The 23940-nt window shown below is 72.4% G+C and carries 17 protein-coding genes; 2 read left to right on the top strand and 15 right to left on the bottom strand.

The window, feature by feature from the left end; all coding sequences use genetic code 11:
- Positions 1-214 precede the first annotated feature (214 nt).
- Positions 215-1387, top strand: coding sequence for an ATP-binding protein (locus KVF89_RS16545; RefSeq protein WP_257427182.1), 1173 nt, complete (start codon positions 215-217; stop codon positions 1385-1387).
- 11 nt (positions 1388-1398) lie between these two features.
- Here the strand turns inward: KVF89_RS16545 and KVF89_RS16540 are convergent, their stop codons facing one another.
- The 7 genes from KVF89_RS16540 to KVF89_RS16510 form a co-directional block, all read right to left on the bottom strand.
- A complete protein-coding gene (locus tag KVF89_RS16540; RefSeq protein ID WP_257427181.1) occupies positions 1399-8058 on the bottom strand; it encodes a metallophosphoesterase in 6660 nt (2219 codons plus the stop codon).
- Between the two features lie 221 nt (positions 8059-8279).
- A complete protein-coding gene (locus KVF89_RS16535; RefSeq protein WP_257427180.1) occupies positions 8280-9260 on the bottom strand; it encodes a ribose-phosphate diphosphokinase in 981 nt (326 codons plus the stop codon).
- Between the two features lie 34 nt (positions 9261-9294).
- A complete protein-coding gene (gene glmU, locus KVF89_RS16530; RefSeq protein ID WP_257427179.1) occupies positions 9295-10800 on the bottom strand; it encodes a bifunctional UDP-N-acetylglucosamine diphosphorylase/glucosamine-1-phosphate N-acetyltransferase GlmU in 1506 nt (501 codons plus the stop codon).
- A 24-nt stretch (positions 10801-10824) separates the two neighbouring features.
- Positions 10825-11466, bottom strand: coding sequence for a LuxR C-terminal-related transcriptional regulator (locus KVF89_RS16525; RefSeq protein WP_257427622.1), 642 nt, complete (start codon positions 11464-11466; stop codon positions 10825-10827).
- A 5-nt stretch (positions 11467-11471) separates the two neighbouring features.
- A complete protein-coding gene (locus tag KVF89_RS16520) occupies positions 11472-12716 on the bottom strand; it encodes a sensor histidine kinase (protein WP_257427178.1) in 1245 nt (414 codons plus the stop codon).
- Positions 12716-14050 carry an FtsX-like permease family protein gene (locus tag KVF89_RS16515; RefSeq protein ID WP_257427177.1) on the bottom strand — a complete coding sequence of 445 codons (1335 nt, stop codon included), beginning with the start codon at positions 14048-14050 and terminating at the stop codon, positions 12716-12718. Before KVF89_RS16515 ends, KVF89_RS16520 begins: the two co-directional genes overlap by 1 nt.
- Positions 14047-14787, bottom strand: a complete 741-nt coding sequence (locus KVF89_RS16510) for an ABC transporter ATP-binding protein (RefSeq protein ID WP_257427176.1) — start codon at positions 14785-14787, stop codon at positions 14047-14049. The genes KVF89_RS16515 and KVF89_RS16510 overlap by 4 nt, the downstream gene beginning before the upstream one ends.
- Before the next feature lie 223 nt (positions 14788-15010).
- Here KVF89_RS16510 and KVF89_RS16505 point away from each other — a divergent pair, with 223 nt between their 5' ends.
- Positions 15011-15190 (top strand): DUF5999 family protein, encoded by a 180-nt coding sequence (locus KVF89_RS16505; RefSeq protein ID WP_257427175.1) that lies wholly within the window; start codon positions 15011-15013, stop codon positions 15188-15190.
- Between the two features lie 125 nt (positions 15191-15315).
- Here the strand turns inward: KVF89_RS16505 and KVF89_RS16500 are convergent, their stop codons facing one another.
- Genes KVF89_RS16500 through KVF89_RS16465 form a run of 8 tightly spaced genes read right to left on the bottom strand, consistent with a single transcriptional unit; the run spans position 15316 to position 23940 of the window.
- Positions 15316-16932, bottom strand: a complete 1617-nt coding sequence (locus KVF89_RS16500; protein ID WP_257427174.1) for an AMP-binding protein — start codon at positions 16930-16932, stop codon at positions 15316-15318.
- 59 nt (positions 16933-16991) lie between these two features.
- The gene (locus KVF89_RS16495) at positions 16992-17849 is read right to left on the bottom strand and encodes an ABC transporter permease (protein ID WP_257427173.1); all 858 of its coding nucleotides are present in this window, start codon (positions 17847-17849) and stop codon (positions 16992-16994) included.
- The gene (locus tag KVF89_RS16490; RefSeq protein ID WP_257427172.1) at positions 17849-18793 is read right to left on the bottom strand and encodes an ABC transporter permease; all 945 of its coding nucleotides are present in this window, start codon (positions 18791-18793) and stop codon (positions 17849-17851) included. The genes KVF89_RS16495 and KVF89_RS16490 overlap by 1 nt, the downstream gene beginning before the upstream one ends.
- Complete coding sequence (locus KVF89_RS16485) at positions 18790-19788, bottom strand: ABC transporter ATP-binding protein (protein ID WP_257427171.1); 999 nt, start codon at positions 19786-19788, stop codon at positions 18790-18792. Before KVF89_RS16485 ends, KVF89_RS16490 begins: the two co-directional genes overlap by 4 nt.
- Entirely contained in the window at positions 19785-20771 is a 987-nt protein-coding gene (locus tag KVF89_RS16480; protein ID WP_257427170.1) for an ABC transporter ATP-binding protein, read from the bottom strand. Before KVF89_RS16480 ends, KVF89_RS16485 begins: the two co-directional genes overlap by 4 nt.
- Before the next feature lie 33 nt (positions 20772-20804).
- Positions 20805-22325 (bottom strand): ABC transporter substrate-binding protein, encoded by a 1521-nt coding sequence (locus KVF89_RS16475; RefSeq protein WP_257427169.1) that lies wholly within the window; start codon positions 22323-22325, stop codon positions 20805-20807.
- Between the two features lie 59 nt (positions 22326-22384).
- On the bottom strand, positions 22385-23143 hold the full coding sequence (locus KVF89_RS16470) for an SDR family oxidoreductase (RefSeq protein ID WP_257427168.1): 759 nt from the start codon (positions 23141-23143) through the stop codon (positions 22385-22387).
- Positions 23140-23940 (bottom strand): enoyl-CoA hydratase/isomerase family protein, encoded by an 801-nt coding sequence (locus tag KVF89_RS16465; RefSeq protein ID WP_257427167.1) that lies wholly within the window; start codon positions 23938-23940, stop codon positions 23140-23142. The genes KVF89_RS16470 and KVF89_RS16465 overlap by 4 nt, the downstream gene beginning before the upstream one ends.

Below are 23940 nucleotides of genomic sequence, written 5' to 3'. Positions count from 1 at the left end.
ATGTGCAGCGCCCGGACCGGGGACGCGCTCGCGACGCTATCTCGATCCGGGCGACTGACGCCACCGAGGAGACGGCCGGCTGTGGAGGACGACGATGGGCAGGTGGACGAGAGCGGGACGCGGCGTTCGAGGGGACGTCGTCCGGGACGACCGGTTGATACTGACTTATACTTACGCGAAGTATAAAGCCGTATCACAGCACGGAGGCCAGGCCATGCCGAGCAACCCCTACACCCCCGGACAGGTGCCGCGGATCCTCGCGGGCCGGGCCGTGGAGATGCGACGGATCGAGGACCTGCTCGCACGGGTCGCGACGTACGGCGAGCTCGGGGGTCCCCTCCTGGTGTTCCACGCGCCCCGCGGGATCGGCAAGACCTCCCTGCTGCGGGCGGGTCAGCGTCGCGCGGTGGAGTCCGGGTTCGTGACCGCCTGGGTGGCCTGCTCGCGCCAGCAGCCGGTCCTCGCCGAGATCGCCTACGGCATCGCGCGTGCTCTGGAACGCGCCGATGCCGTCCCGGCGGGAGCAGCCGGCAACCGCTGGCGCGGCCAGCTCGAGCGACTGACCGTCGAGGTCGGGATCCCGGGCGCCAAGGTGCAGGCCGAGCTGTCCCGGAAGGAGGCGGCCGCTCCTCCGCACGCGGCCATCGGCGTTCTGGAGTCGCTGCTGCACGAGGCGGCCGCGTCCGTTCGACAGCAGGGTGGTGCCGGCCTGCTCCTGCTCCTCGACGAGCTCCACACCGCCTCGGCCGACGAGATGGCGGTCCTCCTCAACACGCTGCAGAACCTCGACGGCGAGCGCACGGACAACCCGCTAGCGACGGTCGCCGCCGGGCTGCCGGTCACCCCCGAGGCGCTCACCCGCGCCGCGACCTTCGGCGAGCGCAGCAGCTTCGTCTCCCTCGAGGTGCTCTCCGACGACGACGCCCGCGCGGCGCTGGTCGCACCGGCCGACGCCGAGGGCGTCGGCTGGTCCGAGGCGGCGCTCGCGGCGATCGTCGCCGAGTCGCGCGGCTATCCCTACCTGATCCAGCTGCTCGGCAGCACCACCTGGGACGCGGCCGCTCCCGGCACCGGCGACCGGCTGACCCTCGCCGCCGTGAAGCGCGGCCTGCCGGTGGCCCGCGACCAGCTCGCCGCGATGCACCGGGCCCGCTGGGGCGCGGCGTCCCGGTTGGAGCAGCGCTTCCTCGCGGCCATGGCCGCCGCGGGTGACGGCAATGTCACCCGGGCGGCCATCGCGGCCGGCATGGAGGTCGACTCCCGCGCCATCAGCGTCCCCCGCGAGCGGCTGATCGAGAAGGGCGTGATCGAGCCGGTCGGGCACGGCCTCGTGCGGTTCACGCTGCCCGGGTTCGGCGCGTTCGTGCGGAGCCTGGACGACGCCTGAGCCCGGTCCGCTCAGCGGCGGACCTTGATCGTGACGACCGCCCTCGCCTTCTCGACCTCGGCGTTCCCGGCGAAGACGACCTTCAGCCTCCGCGTGCCGGCTCGCTGGAACGTCGGCAGCCGCAGCTTCACCACGCCGTTCCTGACGACGGCCCGCACGTTCTTGGCACCGGGGATCCTGACCGTCACGGTGCCGTCGGCCGTGACGCCGGCGGGGACGTCGACGCGCACCCGGAGGACCGGCCGGGTCCGGCGGACCTCGATCCGCTTCGGCTTCACCTTCAGCACCCGGACCTCCGCCTGGGCCTTGGTGACCCGCACCCGGACCGTGGTGGAGGCCACGGCGTAGGTCCCGTCGCCGTCGTAGGCCACCCGCAGCTGATGGGTGCCGACCGGCAGCGACCGGGCCGGGAGTACGACGTGTGCCGCACCGTCCGCGAGCTGCGCTGCACCCACGACGGTCGCGCCGGCGAGGACGCGTACCGTCCCGGTCGGAGCCCCATCGGCGCCGGCCACCCGCACCGTCAGCGTCGCCGTGCTGCCGACGCCGACCTCCAGGTCGCCGGCACTGACCGTCGCCGAGGTGGTCGGGTCGACGGGCACGTCCGGGTCCAGCGGCGCGACATAGCGGACGTCGCCCGCGGAGGACCCGGCGACCAGGCGGTAGGCGGCCGGCTCGTCCGGCAGCACCAGGTCGAGGGTGACGCGCCCGTCCGCGTCGAGGGTGCGCTGCCCCAGATAGGCGACGTCGGAGACACCGGGAGCGTTCGGGTCCGCGGCCGAGCGCAGCACCACGACGCCCACCTCGCCGCCCGCGGCCACCGGCCCCAGGTCGAGTGCCAGTGTCACGAGACCATCCGCACCGGCGACCAGCGTGTGACCGGGCGCGTCGGCCTCGGGTGCCGTCGTCGCCGCGCGGGTCGCGAAACCCGGCGCCGGACGGTTGCGGCCGACGGACCCGGCGGCGGGGGGCGCCGGGACGCGGAGCACCGGGCGGGCGAGATCGGCGTCCCACTGCCAGACCTGCTCGAGGTCGAAGCCGATCCCGGACCAGGTGGACTCCTGCGCCAGCTCGGCGGCGGTGAGCGACCCGCCGTTGCGCGTGGTCGGTCCCACCTCGGTGCTGACCTGCACGGCCGGGACCAGGGTGTCGACGGCCCACAGGTCGCCCAGCGTGGCCGGCTCGGCGCCGGCGAACCGCGCGATCGCCCGGTGTGCGTTCGTGGTGGCCGTGACGACCGGGCTGAGCACGACACCATGCCGTACGACGGTCCCGGCGTTGCGGGCATAGCCGGTGAGCCCACCTGCCGAGGCGGCACCCGACCGGACCGCACCGGTCGCGTAGACCCGCTCGGTCGTGCTCGGCGCGTCGGCGACGCCGACGATCCCGCCGGCGTAGGCGGCGGTCGTGGTCGTCACGTCTGCTGTCGACCACGCGTCGCGGATCGTGCCGAACGAGTCGCCCGCGATGCCGCCGGCGTACGAGGGAGCGCTCACGGCCCCGGACACCCCGACCCGTTCGACGGTGCCCCGCAGGGTGTCGACCAGGCCGCCCGCCTTGTTGCCGGCCTTGCTGATCTCCACCTGGACCAGCACCAGGTCGGTCACGACGCCGGCCGTGTCGATCACCCCGAAGAGCCCACCCTCGCTCGACCGGAGGCCGCGGATCTCGTGGCCCGCACCGTCGAGGGAGCCGCGGAAGGTGGGCACCCGGACCACGGTCCCGGCCAGGTCGATGTCGGCCGCGAGCCGGAACCGCTCGTCCGGATGGGTCGCCAGAGCCCGCAGGTCCGTCGGGGTAGCGATCAGCCACGCCCCGTCCTCGTCCTGCTCGGCGGTCGGCCCCGGCGCCTCGGGCACCTCCTCGGTGGCGGTGCGCAGCACCGGCCGGTCGCCGTTGTCGTCCCATGCCCAGGTCTGCTCGAAGTCGAGGCCGAGGCCGTCGGCCCAGGTCGACTCCCGCGCGGCGTCGGCCGCGGACACGGTGGCGCCGTTGAAGGTGGTCGGCCCGGTGTCGGGCGCGGACTGCACGCCGGCCACCACGAACTCGGCGGCGTAGAGGTCCGCCAGGGTCGGGGTCTGGCCGTTGGCCGCGCGGGCCACCACCCGCTGGGTGGTCGTCGTCCCGGTGACCGACGGGTTGAGCGCGAACGCCTTGCGCACCACCGTCGCGCTGTTGCGTGCGTAGCCGCTGATGCCGCCGCCCGACGTGCCCGTCGCGGTGACCACACCCGTGGCGTAGACCCGCTCGGTCAGGCTCGGCGAGTCGGCCACACCGACGATGCCGCCGGCGTAGTTGCCGCCCGACGTGCGCACCGTCGCGGTGGAGTAGGCGTCGCGGATCGTGCCGAACGAGTCGCCGGCCACGCCCGCGGCGTACTCCTTGGCGATGACCTCTCCCGAGGTCCAGACCCGCTCCACGGTGCCGCGCAGGGTGTCGACCAGGGCGCCGGCCCGAGCCGTCGGCTTGTCGATCCGCACGTCCACGATCCCCAGGTCCCGCACGGCTCCGTCCGCTCCGATCACGGCGAAGAGGCCGCCGGCCGGCGACGTCCAGCCGCGGATCTCGTGGCCGGCCCCGTCGAGGACGCCGTTGAACGGGCGCCGGGTGGCGAGCTGCGGTACGTCGATCCCACCGAGATCGAGGTCGGCGGCGAGCCGGTAGCTCTCCTCCGGGAACTCCGTGACCTGGGCCAGGTGAGCCGGCTCGGCGATCAGGTAGAAGCCGTCCTCGTCCTGGGCGAGGCTCGGCGCGACGGCCGAGTCGTCGATCTCCTCGGGAGCGTTGCGGAGCAGCGGCCGTTTGGCCTTCGCGTGCCACTCCCAGACCCCGTCGAGGTCCCAGCCGAGGTTGGTGAACCAGGCCGCTGTCCGCAGGTCGGCGGCCCGGACGACCTCGCCCTTCCAGTTGTCAGCAGCGGGCGGGTCGGTGAGGCTCTCCCCCGTCACGGTGACGCCGGAGCTCATGTAGTTGCGCGACAGGTCGGCGATCTGACCGTCGGCCACCCGGCCCACGACGGCGTGCGAGAACGAGGACGCCTGGACGATGTCGTTGAGGGAGACCGACTGGGAGACCACGGTGTTCTCGTAGCCGTAGCTGACCAGGCCGCCGGCGTTGCGCCCCTGCGCACGCACCGCGCCGGTCGACAGCAGCCGCTCGCTGATCGACCCGCCGGTCGCGATCGCGACCACGCCGCCGGCGTACAGGCCGGTCGTGGTGACGTCCGCGGTCGAGTAGGCGTCGCGGATGGTGCCGTAGTGGTCGCCGACCACGCCGCCGACCCGGGTCGAGCCGGTGATCGAGCCCGAGGTGCGGACCTGCTCGATCAGGCCGTGGTTGACGTCGGCGACCAGGCCGACCGTGCCCCGCTCGGTCTCGACGTCGCCCACGACCGAGAGGTTGCGAACGGTGCCGTCGTTGTCGGCGAACAGGCCGACTCCCTCGGTGCCGGGGGTGGTGAACCCGGTGATCGTGTGCCCGGCACCGTCGAGGACGCCGGTGAACGACACCAGACGGTCGATCTGCGAGTGCGTCTCGCCGGTCAGGTCGAGATCGGTGGTCAGGCGGTAGTGCCCGCCCGGGTCGTTGGCGACCTTGGCCAGGTCCGCCCCCGACGTGATCAGGTAGGGGTCCGCCGCGGTGCCCTCGCCCTCGATGCCCTCGCGGGCCACGATCGGCGCCGTCATGGGACGAGCACCCGCCAGGCTGTCCCACGCATACACCTCGACGGTGTCGCTCGGGTTCACCGGCAGCGGGGTGCCGAAGGTGGCGAACTGCTCCGAGCCCTGGTGGTCGAGCGCGACGTCGACGGTGCGGAGGTCACGCAGCTCCCGCCCGGTGCTGTCGTACGTCGCGGCGACCAGCGTCGTCGACGACGGCGCGCCCTCGGTGCTGATCACGCCGACGCCCTCGAGCCGGCGGTCCACCACGTCGGTGGAGGTGATCCGCCAGTGGTCGGTGGGCTTCGTGACGGTGTAGGTGTCGACCTCGCGGCCGTCCACCGTGTACGTCGTCAGCTCCAGCCCGGCGTCGGTGACCTCGAGCACCGTTCCCAGCTGGGCGTTCTCGTCGAAGACCACGTCGTCCCACCAGTGCACGACGTTGTCGTAGAACTTCGGCCCGGCCGAGCCGAGCGTGACGAAGGTCGTGCCGAGCGCCTCCTCCGCGGGCGTCGCCGCGAGGCGTCCGTCGTAGATGGTGGAGCGCTTGTAGATGTGGTCGTGGCCGCCGATGTAGAGGTCGACGCCGAGCTTCTCGAACGCCGCGGTCAGCTTCGGCCGGTCGGCTGCCAGCGGGCCGTCGTCGCCGTGCGAGCCGCCGTAGTAGGAGTAGTGGCCGGTGACGACATTCCACTTCCGGTCCGAGGCGCGGATGTCCTTGGCGAGCCAGTCGAGCTGCTTGTCCATGTCGTGCACCGAGTTGAGCACCGCGATGTGCACGTCGCCGCGGTTGAAGGAGTAGTTGGACTCGCCGATGGCACCGTTCTTCGGCGTGTCGAACATGTTGCCGAAGATCGCCGTGCGCTCCTCGGAGTGCGCGTTGTAGTCCAGGTCCCCGTAGGTCTCGTGGTTGCCGGCCACCGGCGCGTACTGGACGTCGAGGCCGTCGAAGACGTGCTCGAAGGCCTCCTCCCAGTACTGCCCGCGACCGCCGTTGTCGACCAGGTCGCCGGTCTGCAGCAGCGTCCGGCCGCCGGGCGTCTTCTCCTGGAGGGTGGCCAGGACGTCGCGCAGCATGCCGAGGTCGCCGGCGTCGTGGCTGGTCGCCTGCAGGTCACCGATCGCGTAGATCGGCTCGTTGCCGGCGCCGCCCGCGACGAACGCCCCGCGGACCTCGGTCCAGGCGGCGGCCGCGGCCGGTGCCGGGGCTGCGCCGCCGACCGCCACCCCGAACCGGTACTGGTAGCGCTCGCCGTCGGTCAGCTCGGTGAGGTCGAACTCGTGGCTGCGCAGCGTCTGGCCGGTGATCGAGTGCTGGTAGCCCGGCTCGTCGTTGCCGATCGTGTTGACCTCGTACGCCCGGTCGTTGGTCGAGGTGAGCACCTCGGCGCTCGACCAGTCGTCGCGGCCGGCCGGGAGGACCTGCGCGTACACCTTGTCGATGGAACGGTCGGTGGACACGGCGATCCCGGCACCGCCGGGCTGCTCGGTGACCACCGCAGTGCTGCCGAAGTACTGGAAGACGCCGTCCGGGTCGAGGGTGTCCTGGTCGACCACGATGCGCAGCAGCTCGGAGCCGATGTTGCCCTGACCGTCCTCGGCCTTCACGACGACGAAGTGGTCGTCGTAGCCGCGCACACGGAACGCGCCGTCGGTGACGTCGACGACGCCGGCCGCGTCGTACACCTCGAAGGTCACGGTGGGGTCGAGACCCGAGTCGTCGGTCGCGGTGACCTGCGGCAGCTCGATCGTCGCGCCGTACGCCGCCGTGCTCGCGAAGCCGTCGGCGACGCTGATCTCGGGCGCGTAGTTGGCACCGCGGGTCGTCTCGCCGACCCAGATCGGCGCGGAGACGACGACGTGGCCGTCGGCCTGGGTGGCGCGCACGAAGTACCAGTCGCCCTCGGCGACGGCCTGCTCGTGCTCGAGGGTCAGCGTGCGGCCCGCGATGCCGGGGAAGTCGTGGGCGACGGCACCGCCGTTGGTGACCAGCTCGACCTTGGTGAACGCGTCGCGCTCGTCGGGGTCCTCGAGCCGCACGTCGAAGCTCACCGTCGTCGTGTCTGCGGGAAGGATCGAGCCCATCAGCTCCTCGTTGCCGCCGAAGGCGAGCTCGAGGTTGCCGTCCTGGCTGCTGTAGGTGCTGCGGTCCCGCATCGCCCCGTAGAGGCCCTCGAGCGAGTGCTCGCGCGCCCACACGCCGCTGATCGCCTGGTTGCCGCTGACCCAGGTGGCCGAGTGCTCGTCGCCGTTCCAGACCGGACCGATGTGCCAGCCCGTGTCCAGCGCACCGATGTACTCGTCGAGCTGCGCCGGGCTCTTCACCTCGATCAGCTCCATCGACTCGTCGACGGCGGGGTCGAGGCCGTTGAAGCCGAAGAAGTGGCCCTTGCCGTGGGCGCTGGGATGGTTGAACTGCCCGATCGCGTCGGGATCCTGCTTGATCCGGGCGAAGAAGGTGTACATGTCGTACTTCATGTCGCCGGTGCCGAACGCATTGCCGAAGCCGTCGACGCTGCCCTTCTCCGTGGCCCGGGCCGTCGCCTTCCAGTCGGCGTTGAAGACGTTGATGTGGCCCGTGCCGTCGTACCACGTGTTCTCGATCGAGGGCACCGCGACGAGGTCGTCCTGCGCGTCGTTGAAGGCGAACGCGTCCTCGTGCACCTGGCGCCACTCCTGCGAGTCGGCGTCACGCCAGTCGTCGACGAAGTCGTCGCCGTTGCGCAGGTCCCACATGACGTCGTGCTCGGAGACGGTGAAGAAGTCGGCCTCCGTCTCGGAGTGCACGTGGTCGAACGCGTCGACCGGCATCTTCACGCCGTCGCTGACCGAGGTGTGCGAGTGGAACTCACCGGTGTAGAGGCTCTTGCCGAGGTACGTCGCCCGGTCGCCGTCGGGCGACGCCGCCGTCGCGCTCGCCCCTGCCACCACTCCGAGCGTGCCGAGCAGCAGTGCTCCGGCCGTCGTACCCACCAGTCCGCGACGGGCCGTGCGGCCCACTGTGACACTCATCGATCCTCCGTGGTTGCGTGAACCAGCGAAGACCATCGGAGTCAGATGAACGAAGGGTCTCCAAGACCCGGCCACGGAGTGTCCTGCAGCGGTCGAACTGAGAGCGTTCCGTGCCGCGCGGAGTCGCCGCGATCACGCACCGATTGGGCACAGACCGCATGCTCGTACGGCGTATTGCTGCGGTTTGGTCCCAAACCGCAGCAATTTGCGAACGCCGTTAACTACGCGTGGCCGTCGAACATCGAGGTGACGGAGCCGTCCTCGAAGACCTCGCGGATGGCCCGGGCGACGAGCGGCGCGATCGACAGCGTGGTGAGCTTGTCGAACTGCTTCTCCGACGGCACCGGCAGGGTGTTGGTGATGACGATCTCGGTGGCCGAGCAGTTCTTGAGCCGGTCGACCGCGGGGTCGGAGAGGATCGCGTGGGTGGCGGCGATGATGACGCCGGCCGCGCCGTCGGCCATGAGCGCCTCGGCGGCCTTCACGATCGTGCCGCCGGTGTCGATCATGTCGTCGGTCAGCACGCACATGCGGCCCTTGACGTCACCGACGACCCGGTTGGCGACGACCTCGTTGGCGACGTCGGTGCGGCGGGTCTTGTGGATGAACGCCAGCGGTACGCCGCCGAGGCGGGCCGCCCAGCGCTCGGCCACCTTGATCCGGCCGGCATCGGGGGAGACGACGGCGAGCTCCTGGTCGCCGTACTTCTCCTTGATGTAGTCGGTGAGGATCGGCAGCGCCATCAGGTGGTCGACCGGGCCGTCGAAGAAGCCCTGGAGCTGGTCGGCGTGCAGGTCGACGGTGATGATCCGGTCGGCGCCCGCGGTCTTGAACAGGTCGGCCAGGAGGCGGGCCGAGATCGGCTCGCGGCCGCGGTGCTTCTTGTCCTGGCGCGAGTAGCCCCAGAACGGCATGACCACGGTGATCCGCTTGGCCGAGGCGCGCTTGAGCGCGTCGACCATGATCAGGTGCTCCATGATCCACTCGTTGATCGGAGTGGTGTGGCTCTGCAGCACGAAGGCGTCGCAGCCGCGCACCGACTCCTCGTAGCGGATGTAGATCTCGCCGTTGGCGAACTCGTACGCCGAGGTCGGCACCAGCTCCTGGTCGAGGATCTGGGCGACCTCGTCGGCCAGCTCGGGGTGTGCCCGTCCGGAGAAGACCATCAGGTTCTTCTCGGTCGTCCGCTTCAGACCGCTCACGTCTGTGACTCCCCCTGGTCGCCGCTGGTGGTACCTAGGATTCTGCCCGCTCCCCCGCGTCGCCCCCAAGTCCGGGTCCGTTTTCGGACCGTTCACCCGCGGCGTCCGCCGTAGCGGCCTCCGCCGCCTCCGCCTGGGCGGTGCCCGCGCGCCGCGAGACGACCCAGCCCTCGAGGTTGCGCTGGGGCGAGGTGCTGACCGCGAGGGCGCCCGGCGGCACGTTGCGGCGGACGACGGTCCCGCCGCCCGTCGAGGCGCCGTCGCCGATCACGACGGGCGCGACGAAGGTGTTGTTGGAGCCGGTCTTCGCGTGCCTCCCGACGGTCGTTCGGTGCTTGGCGACGCCGTCGTAGTTGGCGAAGATCGTGCCGGCGCCGATGTTGCTGCCCTCGCCGATCTCGGCGTCGCCGACGTAGGACAGGTGCGGGACCTTGGCGCCATCGCCGATCTGCGCGTTCTTGGTCTCGACGAAGGTGCCGATCTTGCCGCCGGCCCCCAGCAGCGTGCCGGGCCGGAGGTACGCGAACGGTCCGACCGTCGCCCCGGCCCCGATCACGGCGAGCTGGCCGTGGGTGCGTACGACGCGGGCGCCGGCGCCGATCTCGCAGTCCTCGAGCGTGGTGTCCGGGCCGACCACCGCGTCCTCGGCGACGACGGTCGCGCCGAGCAGCTGGGTGCCGGGGAGGACGGTGACGTCGGGCGCCAGCTCGACCTCGGCGTCGATCCAGGTCGTCGCCGGATCCATCACGGTGACACCCTCGCGCATCCAGCGGGTGACGATGCGGCGGTTGAGCTCCCGGCCGAGGTCGGCCAGCTGGACCCGGTCGTTGGCGCCCTCGGTCTGCAGCGCGTCCTCGACGGGGTGGGCGGTGACGACCCGCCCGGCGGCGCGGGCCAGCCCGACGGCGTCGGTGAGGTAGTACTCGCCCTTGGCGTTGTCGTTGCCGATCCGCCCGATGGTCTCGGCGAGGAAGGCGGCGTCGAACGCGAGGATGCCGGAGTTGATCTCGGTGATCAGGCGCTCGGCGTCGGAGGCGTCCTTCTCCTCGACGATCGCCTGCACGACGCCGGTGCCGTCGCGGACGACACGGCCGTACCCGAACGGGTCGGCGACGATCCCGCTCAGGATGCTGACCGCGGCGCCGGCGCGCCGGTGCGACGCCGTGAACGCGCGGAGCGTGGCACCCTCCAGGAGCGGGGTGTCGCCGTACGCGACCAGGACCGTGCCCTCCCGCGGCGCGTCGGCGAGCGCCTCCAGGGCGACCCGTACGGCGTGCCCGGTGCCGAGCTGCTCCTCCTGCACGGCCAGCACGGTGTCCGGGTGCAGCCCGTTGACGTGGGGGCCGACCAGCTCGCGCTGGTGGCCGACGACGGTGACCACCCGGGTCGGCTCGAGCGCGCCGACGGCGGCCAGGACGTGGCCGATCATGCTGCGTCCGCCGATCCGGTGCAGCACCTTCGGGGTCTTCGACCTCATGCGGGTGCCGCCGCCGGCGGCGAGGACGATGACGGTCAGCTGCTCGGTCACGTGCTCGGTCACGTCAGCCACCCTAGAGGGCGTCGGTCAGCGACCGTCGAGCCAGGCGAGCACCGCCAGCACCCGCCGGTTGTCGTCGGCCGCCTGCGGCAGGTCGAGCTTGGTGAAGATGCTGTTGATGTGCTTGCCGACGGCCTTCTCGGTGACGACCAGGCGGGCGGCGATCGCGGCGTTGGACCGGCCCTCGGCGATCAGCGTCATCACCTCCTGCTCCCGGTCGGTGAGCCGGTCGAGCGGCCGGCTGCGGGCGCTGACCAGCGCCGCGACCACCTCCGGGTCCAGCACGGTGCCGCCGCCGGCGACCTGGCGCACGGCGGCGAGGAAGCCGTCGACGTCGGCGACCCGGTCCTTGAGGAGGTACCCGATCGCGCCCTCCCCGCCGGCCAGCAGGTCCCGGGCGTAGAGCGGCTCGACCCACTGGCTGAGCACCAGCACGGGGAAGGCACGCCGCGCTGCCCGGGCCGTGGTCGCGGCCTCCAGGCCCTCGGTGGTGTGCGTCGGCGGGAGGCGTACGTCGACCACCGCGATGTCGATGTCGTCGCGGGTCAGCGCCCGGGCCAGCGAGGGCGCGTTGTCGACCGCCTCGACGACCTCGACGCCACCGGACTCGAGGATCCGGGTGAGGCCCACGCGCAGCAGCGCCTGGTCCTCGGCGAGCACCGCTCTCAGGGTGGTCACGCCGGCGGGCACGGCACCTCCATCCGGACCGTGGTCGGCCCACCAGCTGGACTGTCGATCGCGAGGGCGCCGTCGAAGGCGGCGAGCCGGCGCGCGACGCCGGCCAGCCCGGATCCGTCGGGGTCGGCGCCACCGCGCCCGTCGTCGCCGACGACGAGGCGGAGCCGCTGCTCGGCGTACGTCCCGCTCACCCACGCCCGGTTCGCCGCGGCGTGCTTCATCGTGTTGGCGAGGCACTCGGCGACCGCGAAGTACGCGGCGGACTCGACGGGGGCGGGGAGCCGGGGCACGTCGACCGCGACCGCCACCGGGACGGGCAGCGCGATCGCCAGGGCCTCGATCGCGCCGGCCAGGCCGCGGTCCGCGAGCACGGGCGGGTGGATGCCGCGGACCACGGAGCGCAGGTCGTCGAGGGCGTCCATGGTGGTCTCACGTGCCTCGCGCAGCAGGGCCGCCGCGCCCTCGGGGTCGGTCTGGAGCAGCTTCTCGGCCAGACCGACGCTCATGCCGACCGAGGCGATCCGGGCCTGCGCGCCGTCGTGGAGGTCGCGCTCGATGCGGCGCACCTCGGCGGCGGAGTGGTCCAGCGTCTCGGCGCGGGACTCCTCGACCCGCTCGACCCGCTCGGCGAGCTCCGTGACCCGGTCGTGGCCGAGGATCCCGCGCTCGGCGCGGGCCCGGGCGGCCACGAGCGGCTCCGTCACGAACCACCAGACGAGCAGCATCGGGCCGCTGAGCAGGAGCAGCAGGAGCCACACCCACTCCCCCGCGGTGAACGCCAGGATCAGCCAGGTGAGCGGCGTGGTCAGCAGCGCCACGGGCAGCAGTGACATCACGAACCCGCCGGTCGCGGAGAAGCAGAGGAAGCCGAAGTCCCGCCAGCGGGCCGGGTCGCGCAGCCAGCGGACCGGCCAGGTCACGGCGAGGGTGCCGCCGGTCGGTGCGTACCGGGCCGGGATCGGCTCCCCCAGCAGCCGGCCGCTGACCTGCCGGTGCGCGGCCGTGAGCATCGCCGTCGCGGGCACGGTCGCGAACGCGAGCACGAAACCGACGCCGACCAGCCCGAGCGGGATGCATAGCAGCGTGAGGATGACCAGCGCGAGGGACGGCAGGAACGAGACGGCGTACCCGGCCGAGAGCAGGGTCAGCCGCAACCGCTCCCCGAGCCCGGCGGCGGTCACCGGGCTCGGCCGGAGCGGCCGCAGCGGCGCCAGCACGTCCATCGTGGCCGAGTCTGTCATCACACCGGCTCCGGTGCGGCGCTGCGCACCGCGCCGCGCGCCGAGCCGAGGGTCAGCACGACGACCGCGGCGGCCACCGCGGGCACCAGCCACAGGCCGCCGTCGGGAACCATGCCCTCGTCGCGCGCGACGGCGAACGGGACGACGGTGGTGGCCGCGGCCAGGGTTCCCAGCACCACGCCGATCGCGGCGACGATGCCGGCCTCCGCCACCACCGATCCACGCACCTGCCGGGACGTGGCGCCGAGCAGCCGGAGCCGGAGCAGCTCCTCGCGCCGGTGGGCGACGGTGGCGACGAACGCGTTGACGACCATGATCGCCGCGAACAGCGAGAGCATCCCCACGACGACATTGTTCAGCAGGGCGATGGTGTCGCTGTCCGGCGTCCCCGCGGGCAGCGTGCGGGCGTCGATGTCGACGAGCACGAGGGTGCCGACCGCGGCCGAGGTGAGCACGACGACGGGAGCGAGGACCCCGGCGAGCAGGTGCGCCCGCCGCACGGTGTTGTACGACGCCAGATGGGCCGTCGCCGACGTGCCGGCCAGCAGCCGGACCGGGCCGGCCCCCCACCGCAGCAGGACGGGCGCGAGCACGGCCAGGCCGAGGCCGACCAGGATCGAGCTGGAGCCGCTCGTGGACATCGCGGCGTAGGGGTCGTCGGCATGGGCGGTCACCGCGACGGTGACGACGGCCATCGCGATGCCGTAGCCGACCAGCAGCAGGGCGATCGCCACCCGCCACCAGCGCATCCGGCCCTGCTCGCCGCCGCTCTCGCGGACCAGGACACCGGCCGGACCGCGCGTGGCGCGCCGCGCGGCGACCGCGGCGGCGATCGCGGCGGCGGCCAGCACGAGGACCGCCGCGCCGGCGACCGACGCCGGGCCGGCGTCGTACCGCGTGCCGTCGGAGACGAGTCCGCCCGACCGGATGAGGTCGAAGAGCAGCCGTCCGCCGACCGAGGCGGCGAGCGCGCCGATCACGGCGGCGGCGAGCGCGATCGCGCCGGTCTCGCGGGCGATCAGGCGTCGGGCCTGGCGGGGTGTGGCGCCGATGGTGCGCAGCAGGCCGATCTCGGCCGCCCGCTGGGTGGTGGTGATGCCGACCGTCGACGCGACGGAGAAGAGCACGATGAGCGCCCCCCAGCCACCGACGACGGCGCCGAGGATGACCAGGGTCCCGTCGTCCGGCGCGGGCGCACCGGACGACGACTCGGCCAAGGTGGCGAAGGACCCGATCAGCAGGGTGCCGAGCAGGACGGCGAGGAAGGTGGCGATCGCGGCGCGCGGGCGGTGCCGCAGGCTGCGCAGGGCCAGGCCGTTCATCGCGGCGTTCATGCCGACACCAGCTCATCGAGGTGGGCCATCTGGCCGGCGACGGCATCGGCGGTGGGGTGGGCCATCCGGCCCGCGACCCGGCCGTCGACGAGGAAGACCACCTCGCCGGCGTACGACGCGGCGACGGGGTCGTGGGTCACCATCACCACGGTCTGGCCGAGGTCGACGACGCTGCCGCGCAGCAGGCCGAGCACCTGCCGGGCCGTCGTGGAGTCGAGGGCTCCGGTCGGCTCGTCGGCGAGCAGCACGTCGGGTGCGCTCAGCAGCGCCCGGGCGATCGCGACCCGCTGCTGCTGACCGCCGGACAGGCTGCCGGGCAGGTGGTGCGCCCGGTCGGCGAGACCGACCCGGTCGAGCAGGTGGCGCACCCGCTCCCGGTCCGGCCGCTTGCCGGCGAGGCGACTGGGGAGGGCGACGTTCTGGGCGGCGGAGAGGTACGGCAGCAGGTGGAAGCCCTGGAAGACGAAGCCGATCCGCTCACGGCGTAGGCGGGTGCGCCGCTCCTCGTCCCAGTCCGTGACGTCGGTGCCGCCGACGAGGACCCGGCCGCCGGTCGGCCGGTCCAGGCCGGCGGCGCAGGACAGGAAGGTCGACTTCCCGGAGCCGGACGGCCCCATCACGGCGGTGAAGCTGCCGCGGCGGAAGGCGAGGTCGACGCCTGCGAGCGCGGTGACGGCGTTGTCGCCGGCGCCGTAGGTGCGGGTGAGGTCCTGGACCTCGAGGGCGGTCTCTGACATGGCTGCTCCTGGGCTGTCCCGGGCCTCCCCGGGGTGAGGGATCTGATGTCATCGACGCTAGGGACGGCGGACGCCGCGCTCGATGGTCCTGGACCGCCGGTCGGGGGTGGGGATTTCCCCACCCCGGCAGTTTCCTAACAGTTCGGCGAAAGCGCGTGCATCCGCGGCCGATCAGGCGTATCACGAGAGCTGGAGAAGCGAACGACCGAAAGGGAGCACGACGATGTGTGACCACTCACCCGAGTGTCCGGCTGCCGGGGACCCCGCCTGCTGCACCGCCCACGTGACCGCCGACCACAGCGAGCAGGGCTGGTGCCGGCTCTGCAACGGGGTCATCCTGTTCGACGACGGTGCCTACCTCACGCCCGAGGGCCGGGCGATGTCCTTGCCGCGCTCGGCCTGACCCCCGTTGAGTCGTCGGATCTGACCTGTCGAGTCGTCAGATCTGACCTCTTGAGTCGTCACCAACGCGCCGTCGTACCGACACGATGCGACGGTTCAACAGGTCAGAGGCGACGACTCAAGGGGTCAGAGGGGCCGACTCAACCGCTGCTCGCCGATGCGCTCCTTGCGGATCCTGATCCCCAGGCCCTCGCGATCGATCGTGTCGGCGGTGATCCCGGCCGCCCGCAGGGTGTGCTTCTGGATCTTGCTGGTCGGCGTCTTGGGCAGCTCGTCGAGGACCCGGAAGTAGCGCGGGATCATGAAGTGCGCCATCCGGGGCCGGATGAACTCGATCAGCTCCGCGACGTCGATGGACCTCCCGGGCGCCGGCGCCAGGACGGCCAGCACCTCGTCCTCCCCGTCGGGGCTCGGCGTCGCCACGATCGCCACCTCCGAGACACTGGGGTGCGCGACGATCTCGTTCTCCACCTCGAACGACGAGATGTTCTCGCCACGGCGACGGATCGTGTCGCCCATCCGGTCCACGAAGAAGTACTCGCCCGCCACCCGTCGGAAGGCGTCCCCGGTGTGGAACCAGCCGTTGCGCCAGGCCGCGGCGGTCGCCTCCGGCCGCCCGAGGTACTCCGTCGCGATGGTCCACGGCTCCGCGCCGCGCACCACGAGCTCGCCGACCGTCCCGTCCGGGACCTCGAGGTCGTGCTCGTCGACGATCCGGACCTCCATCCCCGGCCGGGCCCGGCCGGACGTGCCGTCCTGGACGGGGTTGGGGCCGGACACGATCGGGATCGAGACCTCGGTCATGTTGTACATCGCCACGACCTCGACGCCGAACCGCTCGGCGAAGGTCGCCGCGTCCGACAGCGGGATCATGAACACCCTGCGCAGCGAGTGGTCGGCGTCCGCGGAGGAGGGCTCCTGCTTGCTCAGGTAGGTCGCCATCACCCCCAGCAGCGTCACGTGCGTCGGCCCGGTCGCTCGGACGAAGTCCCAGAAGTCCCCGGTCCGGAAGCCGGACGACAGCACGATGCTCCCGCCCAGCACGACCGCCGCGTTGACGCCGATGGTCCCCCCGGCGTGGAACAGCGGCAGGGTCACCAGGTACCGGTCGTCGGCGCCGAAGTCACCGGCGAACGCCGCCTCCGCGCACGCCGACAGCTGCGCATAGGAGCACACGACGCCCTTCGAGGGCCCCGTCGTGCCGGAGGTCAGTACGACGGCGTACGGGTCCCACGGCATCACGTCCGGCCACGCGGCCGGCTCCTGCGGCGGCGGGCTGTCCAGCACCGCCGCGTCGTGCACCCGCAGCCCGCCGACGGACCCCCGCCCGCCCACGACGACCACGTCCGTCAGGCCCGCGTGGTCGACCGCCTCCAGCCGGTCGAGGAGGTCGACGTGCACGACCGCCACCGACGCACCCGACAGCGCGATGGAGTGCTCCAGCAGCCCGCCCCGGTAGGCGGTGTTGAGCGGCACGAGCGCGGCCCCCAGCAGGTTCACGCCGAACCACACGCGCAGGGCGTCGGGCCCCGTGGGCAGCCAGGAGACGACACGGTCTCCTGGGGCGACGCCGATGCGACGCAGTGCGTGGGCCACCCTCTCCGCCTCGCACAGCGTCTCGCCGTAGGTCCACCGGCCGCCGTCCTCGAACACGACGAGGGTGCGGTCGGGGTGCTCCGCCGCACGGCGCCGCAGAGCCTGCGGCAGCACTGCCGCGGTGCTGGTCAGCCAACTCGAGTTCATGGGTCTCCCGTCGTTCGTTGTCGATGATGCAGGTGGGGTGGCCGGTGCGCACGTCCGGGTCACCGGCGGCGGGGGTCCAGGAGTCGCTGCACTTCCTCACCCACGATGTTGAGGGCGAAGACGGTCAGTGCGATCGCCGCGCCCGGGACGAAGATGCTCATGGGCGCGCGCTCGAGGAACGTGTAGGAGCGCGCCAGGATGGTGCCCCAGGACGCCGTGGGCGGCTGGACGCCGAGCTGCAGGAAGCTCAGGCTGGCCTCGGCGATCAGGGCGAAGCCGATGAGCACCGCGACCTGCGCGACGATCGGCTGGACCACGTTCGGCACGACGTGCGGCAGGATCATCCGCCGCACACCCCGGGCACCGAACGACGACGCCGCCTCGATGTAGGTCTGGCCCGCCACCGCCATCGTCTGCGCGCGCGTCAGCCGGACCACCACCGGCGTCAGCACGACGCCGACGGCGACCATGGCGGTGGTGATGTCGGGACCCAGCATCGCGGTGATGCCGATCGCGAGCACGAGGGCCGGAAAGGCCATGACCGTGTCGAGCAGGCGCATCAGGACCGCGTCCGGCCACCCGCCGACGTAGCCCGCCAGGATGCCCAGCGGGAAGCCCACGACCAGCGCGATCCCGACGGCCAGGAGGGCCGCGAGGATCGAGACCCGGGTGCCGTGCAGCAGCCGGCTGAGGACGTCGCGGCCCAGGTCGTCGGTGCCCAGGGGGTGCTCCGCGCTGGGCCCGAGGAGGACGGAGGTGAGGTCCTGCTGGTTCGGCGCATGGGGCGCGAGGACATCGGCCAGGAGCACGACGACGGCGACCGCGACGAGGATCCCGTAGCTGAGCCAGATCACCGCCGACCGGCGCGGCGCCGTACGGGTGGGCTTGCGGGCGGGCTTGCTGAGCGTCGTCGACATCAGGAGATCCTCGGGTCCAGAAGGCGGTAGGAGATGTCGACGACGAGGTTGGTGACCAGCACGATGACCGCCGCCAGCAGCACCACCGCCTGGATGACGATGTAGTCGCGCTGGTTCGTCGCCTCCACGACGAGCGATCCGATGCCGGACAGCCCGAAGACCGCCTCGACCACCACCGCGCCGCCGACGAGGTGCGACACCTGGATCCCCAGGATCGTCGCCAGCGGCAGGCTCGAGTTCTTCAGGGCATGGCGCCACACGATGGACCAGTGGGACAGGCCGGTGGCCCGCAGCGTCCGCACGTAGTCGGAGCCCAGGTTCTCGATCATCGCGGAGCGCACCTGCCGGCAGATCTCGGCCGACCCGACCATGCCCAGGGCGACCGACGGCAGGACCAGCGCGCGCAGCGCGTTCCCGGGGTCGTCGGCGAAGTCCACCCCGCCCGGCCCGGGGAACCAGCCCAGCTGGACGGCGAACACGGCGATCAGCATCATGCCCAGCCAGAAGTTCGGGATCGCGATGCCCGCGGTGGCCGCGGTCGTGAACAGGCGGTCGACCCAGGTCCCGGGCCGCTGCGCCGCGGCGACCCCGCTGGGGACGCCGATCGCGATCGCGATGAGCAGCGCGAGGAGCGTCAGCAGCAGGGTCACCGGAAGTCGGTCGAGCACGATCTCGGCCACCGGCTGCCCGGTGCGGTACGACGTCCCGAGGTCGCCGGTGACCACGCCGCCGATCCAGTCGAGGTAGCGGGTGAGCACCGGCTGCTCGAGGCCCAGGTCGGCGCGGATCGCGGCGAGCTTCTCGTCCGTGGCGTACTCGCCGGCCAGCGCGACCGCCTGGTCGCCCGGGATGAGCTGCTGCAGCAGGAAGGCGACCAGGGTCGCGAGCAGGAGGGTGGGCACCGTCCAGACCAGCCGGGACGCCACCGCGGACACGATCCTCATCGGGCACCTCCCATCACCGACGTGTCGACCGGGCCCGGGCCGTAGAGCTCCGCGACCCGCAGGCAGGCCGAGGCGCCGCCGTCCTCGACGGGGACGAGCACTGGCAGGTCCGTCGCGCAGGCGGGCGTCGCATGCAGGCACCGGGGGTGGAAGCGACACCCGGTGGGCGGCGCCAGCGGACTGGGTACGTCGCCGCGCAGGATGATGCGCTCACCCGCCCCCGTCTCGTTCACATCGGGTCTCGCCGACAGCAGCGCCTCGGTGTAGGGGTGGCGCGGCGTGTCCAGCAGGACGTCGGCCATGGCCGTCTCGACCAGCTTGCCGAGGTACATGACCGCTACGCGGTCGGAGATGTGGCCGACCACGCCGAGGTCGTGGCTGATGAACACGACCGTCAGGTCGTACTCGTCCTTCAGGTCGCCGAGCAGGTTGAGGATCTCCGCCTGCAGCGCCACGTCCAGCGCGGCGACGGACTCGTCGCACACGAGCAGCCGCGGCCGGGTGACCAGGGCCCGGGCGATGTTGACCCGTTGCTTCTGGCCACCGCTGAGCTGGTGGGGGTACCGGTCGTGCAGGTGGGCGGGCAGCCCGACGTCCGCCAGTGCCCTCCGCGCCAGGTCGTCGCGTTCGTCGCGGGCGCCGCGGCCCAGGACGTCGAGCGGCTCCCGGACGCTCTGGCGCACCCTCCGCCGTGGGTCGAGCGCGCTGTGCGGGTCCTGGAACACCATCTGCACCTCGCCGGTGAAGGCACGGCGGCGCTGGCGCGACATCGCGGCCACGTCCTCGCCCATCCAGGAGACCGATCCGGTGGCTGTCGGGACGAGGCCGAGCATCGCGCGGGCCAGTGTCGACTTGCCCGAGCCGCTCTCCCCGATCAGGCCGAGCGTCTGGCCCGCGACGACGTCCAGGCTCACTCCGTCGACCGCCGAGACGCTCCGCCGGCGTCCCACGGGGAAGCGCACCGAGACGTCGTCGAGTCGCATCAGCGCGGTCATGACCTGCTCCCGGTCAGGCGCAGCTCCTCGGCGCGTGCGCACCGGACCGACCGACCGTCCGGCACGGGGCGCAGGTCGGGGGTCACCTCACACGCGGACCGCGTGTGGGCACACCGGTCCGCGAAGACGCAGCCCTCCGCGACCGTCCCGGGCGCCGGTACGGCGCCGGGGATCGTGGGCAGACGACCACCGCGGTGGCGCGGAGCCGGGAGGGCGGCGAGCAGGCCGGAGGTGTAGGGGTGGAGGGGGCGGGCGAGCACCTCCACGACCGGGCCGGACTCGATGACCCGGCCGGCGTACATGGTGATCATGCGGTGGCACATCTGCGCGACGACGCCGAGGTCGTGGGTCACGAACACGACCCCCATCCCTTCGTCGCGGGCCAGCCCCGCGATCAGCTCCAGCAGCTGAGCCTGGATCGTCGCGTCGACCGCCGTGGTCGGCTCGTCGGCGATCAGCAGGCGTGGCGAGCAGGCCAGCGCGAGCGCGATCACGACCCGCTGCCGCATCCCGCCCGAGAGCTCGTGCGGATAGGCCCGCAGCCGCGCACGCGGGTCGGGGATGCCGACCTGGTCGAGCAGCTCGGCCGCCCGCGCGGTCGCCTGGCGGCGGTTCAGCCCCTGACGCCGGCGCAGGGTCTCGACGAGCTGGTGGCCGATCCGGAAGACGGGGTCCAGGGCCGTCATCGGCTCCTGGAAGACCATCGCCATCGGGACCTCGGCATGCGGACGCAGGCGTCCCGCCTCGCTCCACAACGGCTCTCCCCGCAGCCGTGCCTCCCCCTGGACCCGCGACGTGCGCGGGTCCAGGAGGCCCATGAGCGCCAGCGAGGTGACGGTCTTCCCGCTCCCGCTCTCGCCGACCAGGCCGACGACCTCACCCGGCGCCACGTCGAAGGAGACGCCGTGCAGCGCCTGGACCTGCGTTCCGTGCGCGCCGAAGAAGACGTCGAGACCATCGACGCTGAGCAACGCTCCACTCATGTCAGCACCTGCTTGTCAGTCCTGTCGGTCGGGTCAGTCCAGCGAGACGCCGAGGAACTTCGGCTTGCCGAGGAGGTTGTCCTCGAAGCCGGAGACGTCCTCGTCCAGCGCGATCAGGTTGTCGGGGAAGGAGATCGGGAGGAACGACGCGTTCTCGAAGACCGCGCGAGCAGCCTCCTGGAAGCCGGGTGCCCGCTGGTCGTTCTCCAACGACGCGTCGGTGCTCTCCAGCGCCTCCGCGAGGCCCGGCGTCGCCAGTCCCGACACGTTGTAGAAGCTGCTCTCCGAGAAGAGCACGTCGAAGGCCATCTTCGGGTCGGGGCGGCCGGTGAAGGCCGACAGCAGTGCCGGCTCCGCGTGGTCGACGAAGTAGGCGTTGACGGCCTGGACGCCCTCGAGCGGCTTCAGGTTGACCGTGACACCGACGTCGCCCCACTGCTGCTGGAGGATCTCGCCCATCCGGACGGTGCCGGCGTCGGCGCTGAGCAGCATGTCGAACGTCAGGTCCGACGTGTCGGCCTCCGCCAGCAGGGCGCGGGCCTGGTCGGGGTCGAAGTCGTAGGCCAGCTCGCCGTCAGCGGCCCAGTAGCTGTCCGGGAACAGGCCGGACGCCGGGCTGCCCAGGCCGAAGTAGGCGCTCTTCACGATGGTCTCGCGGTCGATCGCGAGGTTCAGCGCGCGGCGGACCCGCACGTCCTTCAGCTCCGTCGAGCCGATGTCGAAGTACACCTCGTCCACCCACAGGCGCGGCGTCCTGACCAGTTGGACCTCCGACTTCCCGTCCAGCTCGGCCGCGTCGGCCGGGGCGTAGCCCAGGGCGACGTCCTGCTTGCCGGACCGCAGCGAGGTGGCTCGGGTCGTCGGGTCGGCGACCACGTTGAACTGGAGCTCGGGCACGCGCGTGGCCTCGGCGTCCCAGTAGTCGTCGAACCGCTCGACGCGAAGGTACTGGCCCCGGTTCCACTTCACGATGGACCACGGGCCCGCACCGACCGGGTTGTCGCTGACGTCGCCGTCGCTCTTCTCCACCGCCGCCGGCGAGACCATCATGCCCGCCCGATCGGCGAGCACCATGAGTAGGGAGGCGTCCGGCTCGGCCAGCTCGAGCGTGACGGTGAGGGGGTCGTCGACCCGGATCGTGGTGATCGAGGCGAGATCGACCGCGACGTTCGAGCCCTCCCCCCGGGCGCGCTCGAGGTTGAACCGGACCGCCTCGGCGTCCAGTGCGGTGCCGTCGTGGAAGGTCAGTCCCTCCCGCAGCGTGAGGGTCAGCTCCGTCGGACTGGTCTGGGACCAGGACTCGACCAGGCCGGGCTGCGGCAGCATCTCGGCGTCGAAGCCGATCAACGTCTCGTAGATCGGGTAGAGCATCACATGGTCGCCTCCCGCACTGCCGAGGATCGGGTCGAGAGAGGACGCGTCGGCCGGTACGGCGACGTCGAGCCGCTCGTCCCCTCCGCCGCTGTCACCGTCGCCGCCGCAGGCGGTGACGGCCAGGGTGAGCGCGGTGACCATCGCCACGCCCGCCTGCTTGAGTGTCATGAGCTTCCTCATGGTTCCTTCCTTCCTTGACAGCGCTCGGCGCTGGGATCTGTCGGGTGCGGCCCGAGCCGCTAACGGAGCGAGTTGCCGCCGTCGGCGATCAGCGACTGGCCGGTGACCCAGCCGGCGGAGGTGCTGCACAGGAAGCTCACGACCGCGGCGATGTCGTCGGTGCGTCCCACCCGGCCCAGCGGCGTCGCGCGCCGTACGGCCTCCTTGAGGCGCTCGGGATCGGCCGTGATCTCGGCCAGCGCGTCGGTGTCGATGACGCCACCGACCGCCGTGTTGACGGTGATGCCCCGCGGTCCGAGCTCGGCGGCCAGGTAGCGGACGACGCTCTCCACCGCGGCCATCGACGCCGCGATCGGCGCATAGCCGGGAACGTGCCGGTGGGTGCCGGTGCTCGTCACCGCGACCACCCTCCCGCCGCCGTCCAGGTCGCCGCCGGCGGCGTCGACCAGGCTCAGCAGCGCGCCGAGACGGGCCGCGAACATCTCCTGGTACACCGCCACGGGCACGCTCAGGGAGGCCCCCAGGCCGGGATGGTCCGCGCCGAACCCGGTGGCGTTGGACACGATGGCGCGCACCGGGCCCATCGCCGCTCGGGCGTCGACCACGAGCCGGTGGCACGACTCCGGTGAGCGCACGTCGACCTGGTACGCCGCCGCCCGGACCCCGCGCTCCGCGACGACCGCCTCGACCACCTCCAGCGCGGCGTCGGCCCGGGCGAAGTAGCCCACGGCGATGTCGTACCCGTCCCGCGCCAGCTGGTCGGCGACCGCGCGACCGATGCCCCGGCTCGCCCCGGTGATGACGGCGAGCCCGCTCATGCCGACTCCCCGAGTCCCGCGAAGCCGACCGGATCGCCGGTGGCCGACGCGGCGTAGCGCTCACGAGCGGCCTGCTGCAGACGCAGCGACTCGGGCGTCGCGAGGAGCTCGCCGAAGGCGCCGCCCTCCAGCCGGAGGGCGTCGGAGAGGCCCAGCTCGGCGCCCTCGCGCACCACCCGCTTGGCCGCCGCCACCGCGGCACGCGGCAGGCGGGCGAGCTCGGTCGCGGCCGCCAGGACCTCGGCCCGGAAGTCGCCGGTGAACACGCGGCTGACGATCCCGAGCTGGGCGGCCCGCGCGGCGTCGACCCGCAGGCCGGTGATCACGAGGTCCGTCGCGGGTCCCCGTCCGATCAGCCGGATCAGGCGCTGGGAGCCGCCGGCACCCGGGACGATGCCCAGCGCGGTCTCGATCGCGGAGAAGTGGGCGCGCGGACTGGCCCAGCGCAGGGTGCACGCCAGCGACAGCTCCAGGCCTCCGCCCCAGGCCTGGCCGTCGATCGCGGCGATGACCGGCTGCGGCATGGTCTCGATCAGGCGCATGGTCGTGTACCACGCTCGCGCCTCCGGCACCGGGCCGTCGGCCAGCCGGCTCAGCTCGTCGAGGTCGGCGTGCGCGACGAAGCGTTCGGTGTCGGCGCTCGACAAGACGATCACGGCCGTGTCCGGATCGTCGGCGAGCTCCGTGAGGCGCGTGCCGAGCTCCTCCAGCGCGGCGAACGTGAGGAAGTTCCGAGGGGGGTTGTCGTAGACCAGCTCGACCACGCCGTCGGAGCGCTCGAGGTTCCACAGCGACAT

Source organism: Nocardioides carbamazepini (genome assembly GCF_024614185.1).
Classification (GTDB): domain Bacteria; phylum Actinomycetota; class Actinomycetes; order Propionibacteriales; family Nocardioidaceae; genus Nocardioides; species Nocardioides carbamazepini.
Note: the sequence above shows the minus strand (reverse complement) of the source record. Positions and strands in the feature narration are given on the sequence as shown.

Coding starts and splice junctions, on each gene's coding strand:
- KVF89_RS16475 (WP_257427169.1), bottom strand. CDS start 22,325: ATGAGGAAGCTCATGACACTCAAGCAGGCGGGCGTGGCGATGGTCACC.
- KVF89_RS16470 (WP_257427168.1), bottom strand. CDS start 23,143: ATGAGCGGGCTCGCCGTCATCACCGGGGCGAGCCGGGGCATCGGTCGC.
- KVF89_RS16480 (WP_257427170.1), bottom strand. CDS start 20,771: ATGAGTGGAGCGTTGCTCAGCGTCGATGGTCTCGACGTCTTCTTCGGC.
- KVF89_RS16495 (WP_257427173.1), bottom strand. CDS start 17,849: ATGTCGACGACGCTCAGCAAGCCCGCCCGCAAGCCCACCCGTACGGCG.
- KVF89_RS16490 (WP_257427172.1), bottom strand. CDS start 18,793: ATGAGGATCGTGTCCGCGGTGGCGTCCCGGCTGGTCTGGACGGTGCCC.
- KVF89_RS16485 (WP_257427171.1), bottom strand. CDS start 19,788: ATGACCGCGCTGATGCGACTCGACGACGTCTCGGTGCGCTTCCCCGTG.
- KVF89_RS16515 (WP_257427177.1), bottom strand. CDS start 14,050: ATGAACGCCGCGATGAACGGCCTGGCCCTGCGCAGCCTGCGGCACCGC.
- KVF89_RS16505 (WP_257427175.1), top strand. CDS start 15,011: ATGTGTGACCACTCACCCGAGTGTCCGGCTGCCGGGGACCCCGCCTGC.
- KVF89_RS16500 (WP_257427174.1), bottom strand. CDS start 16,932: ATGAACTCGAGTTGGCTGACCAGCACCGCGGCAGTGCTGCCGCAGGCT.
- KVF89_RS16520 (WP_257427178.1), bottom strand. CDS start 12,716: ATGACAGACTCGGCCACGATGGACGTGCTGGCGCCGCTGCGGCCGCTC.
- KVF89_RS16510 (WP_257427176.1), bottom strand. CDS start 14,787: ATGTCAGAGACCGCCCTCGAGGTCCAGGACCTCACCCGCACCTACGGC.
- KVF89_RS16545 (WP_257427182.1), top strand. CDS start 215: ATGCCGAGCAACCCCTACACCCCCGGACAGGTGCCGCGGATCCTCGCG.
- KVF89_RS16465 (WP_257427167.1), bottom strand. CDS start 23,940: ATGTCGCTGTGGAACCTCGAGCGCTCCGACGGCGTGGTCGAGCTGGTC.
- KVF89_RS16540 (WP_257427181.1), bottom strand. CDS start 8,058: ATGAGTGTCACAGTGGGCCGCACGGCCCGTCGCGGACTGGTGGGTACG.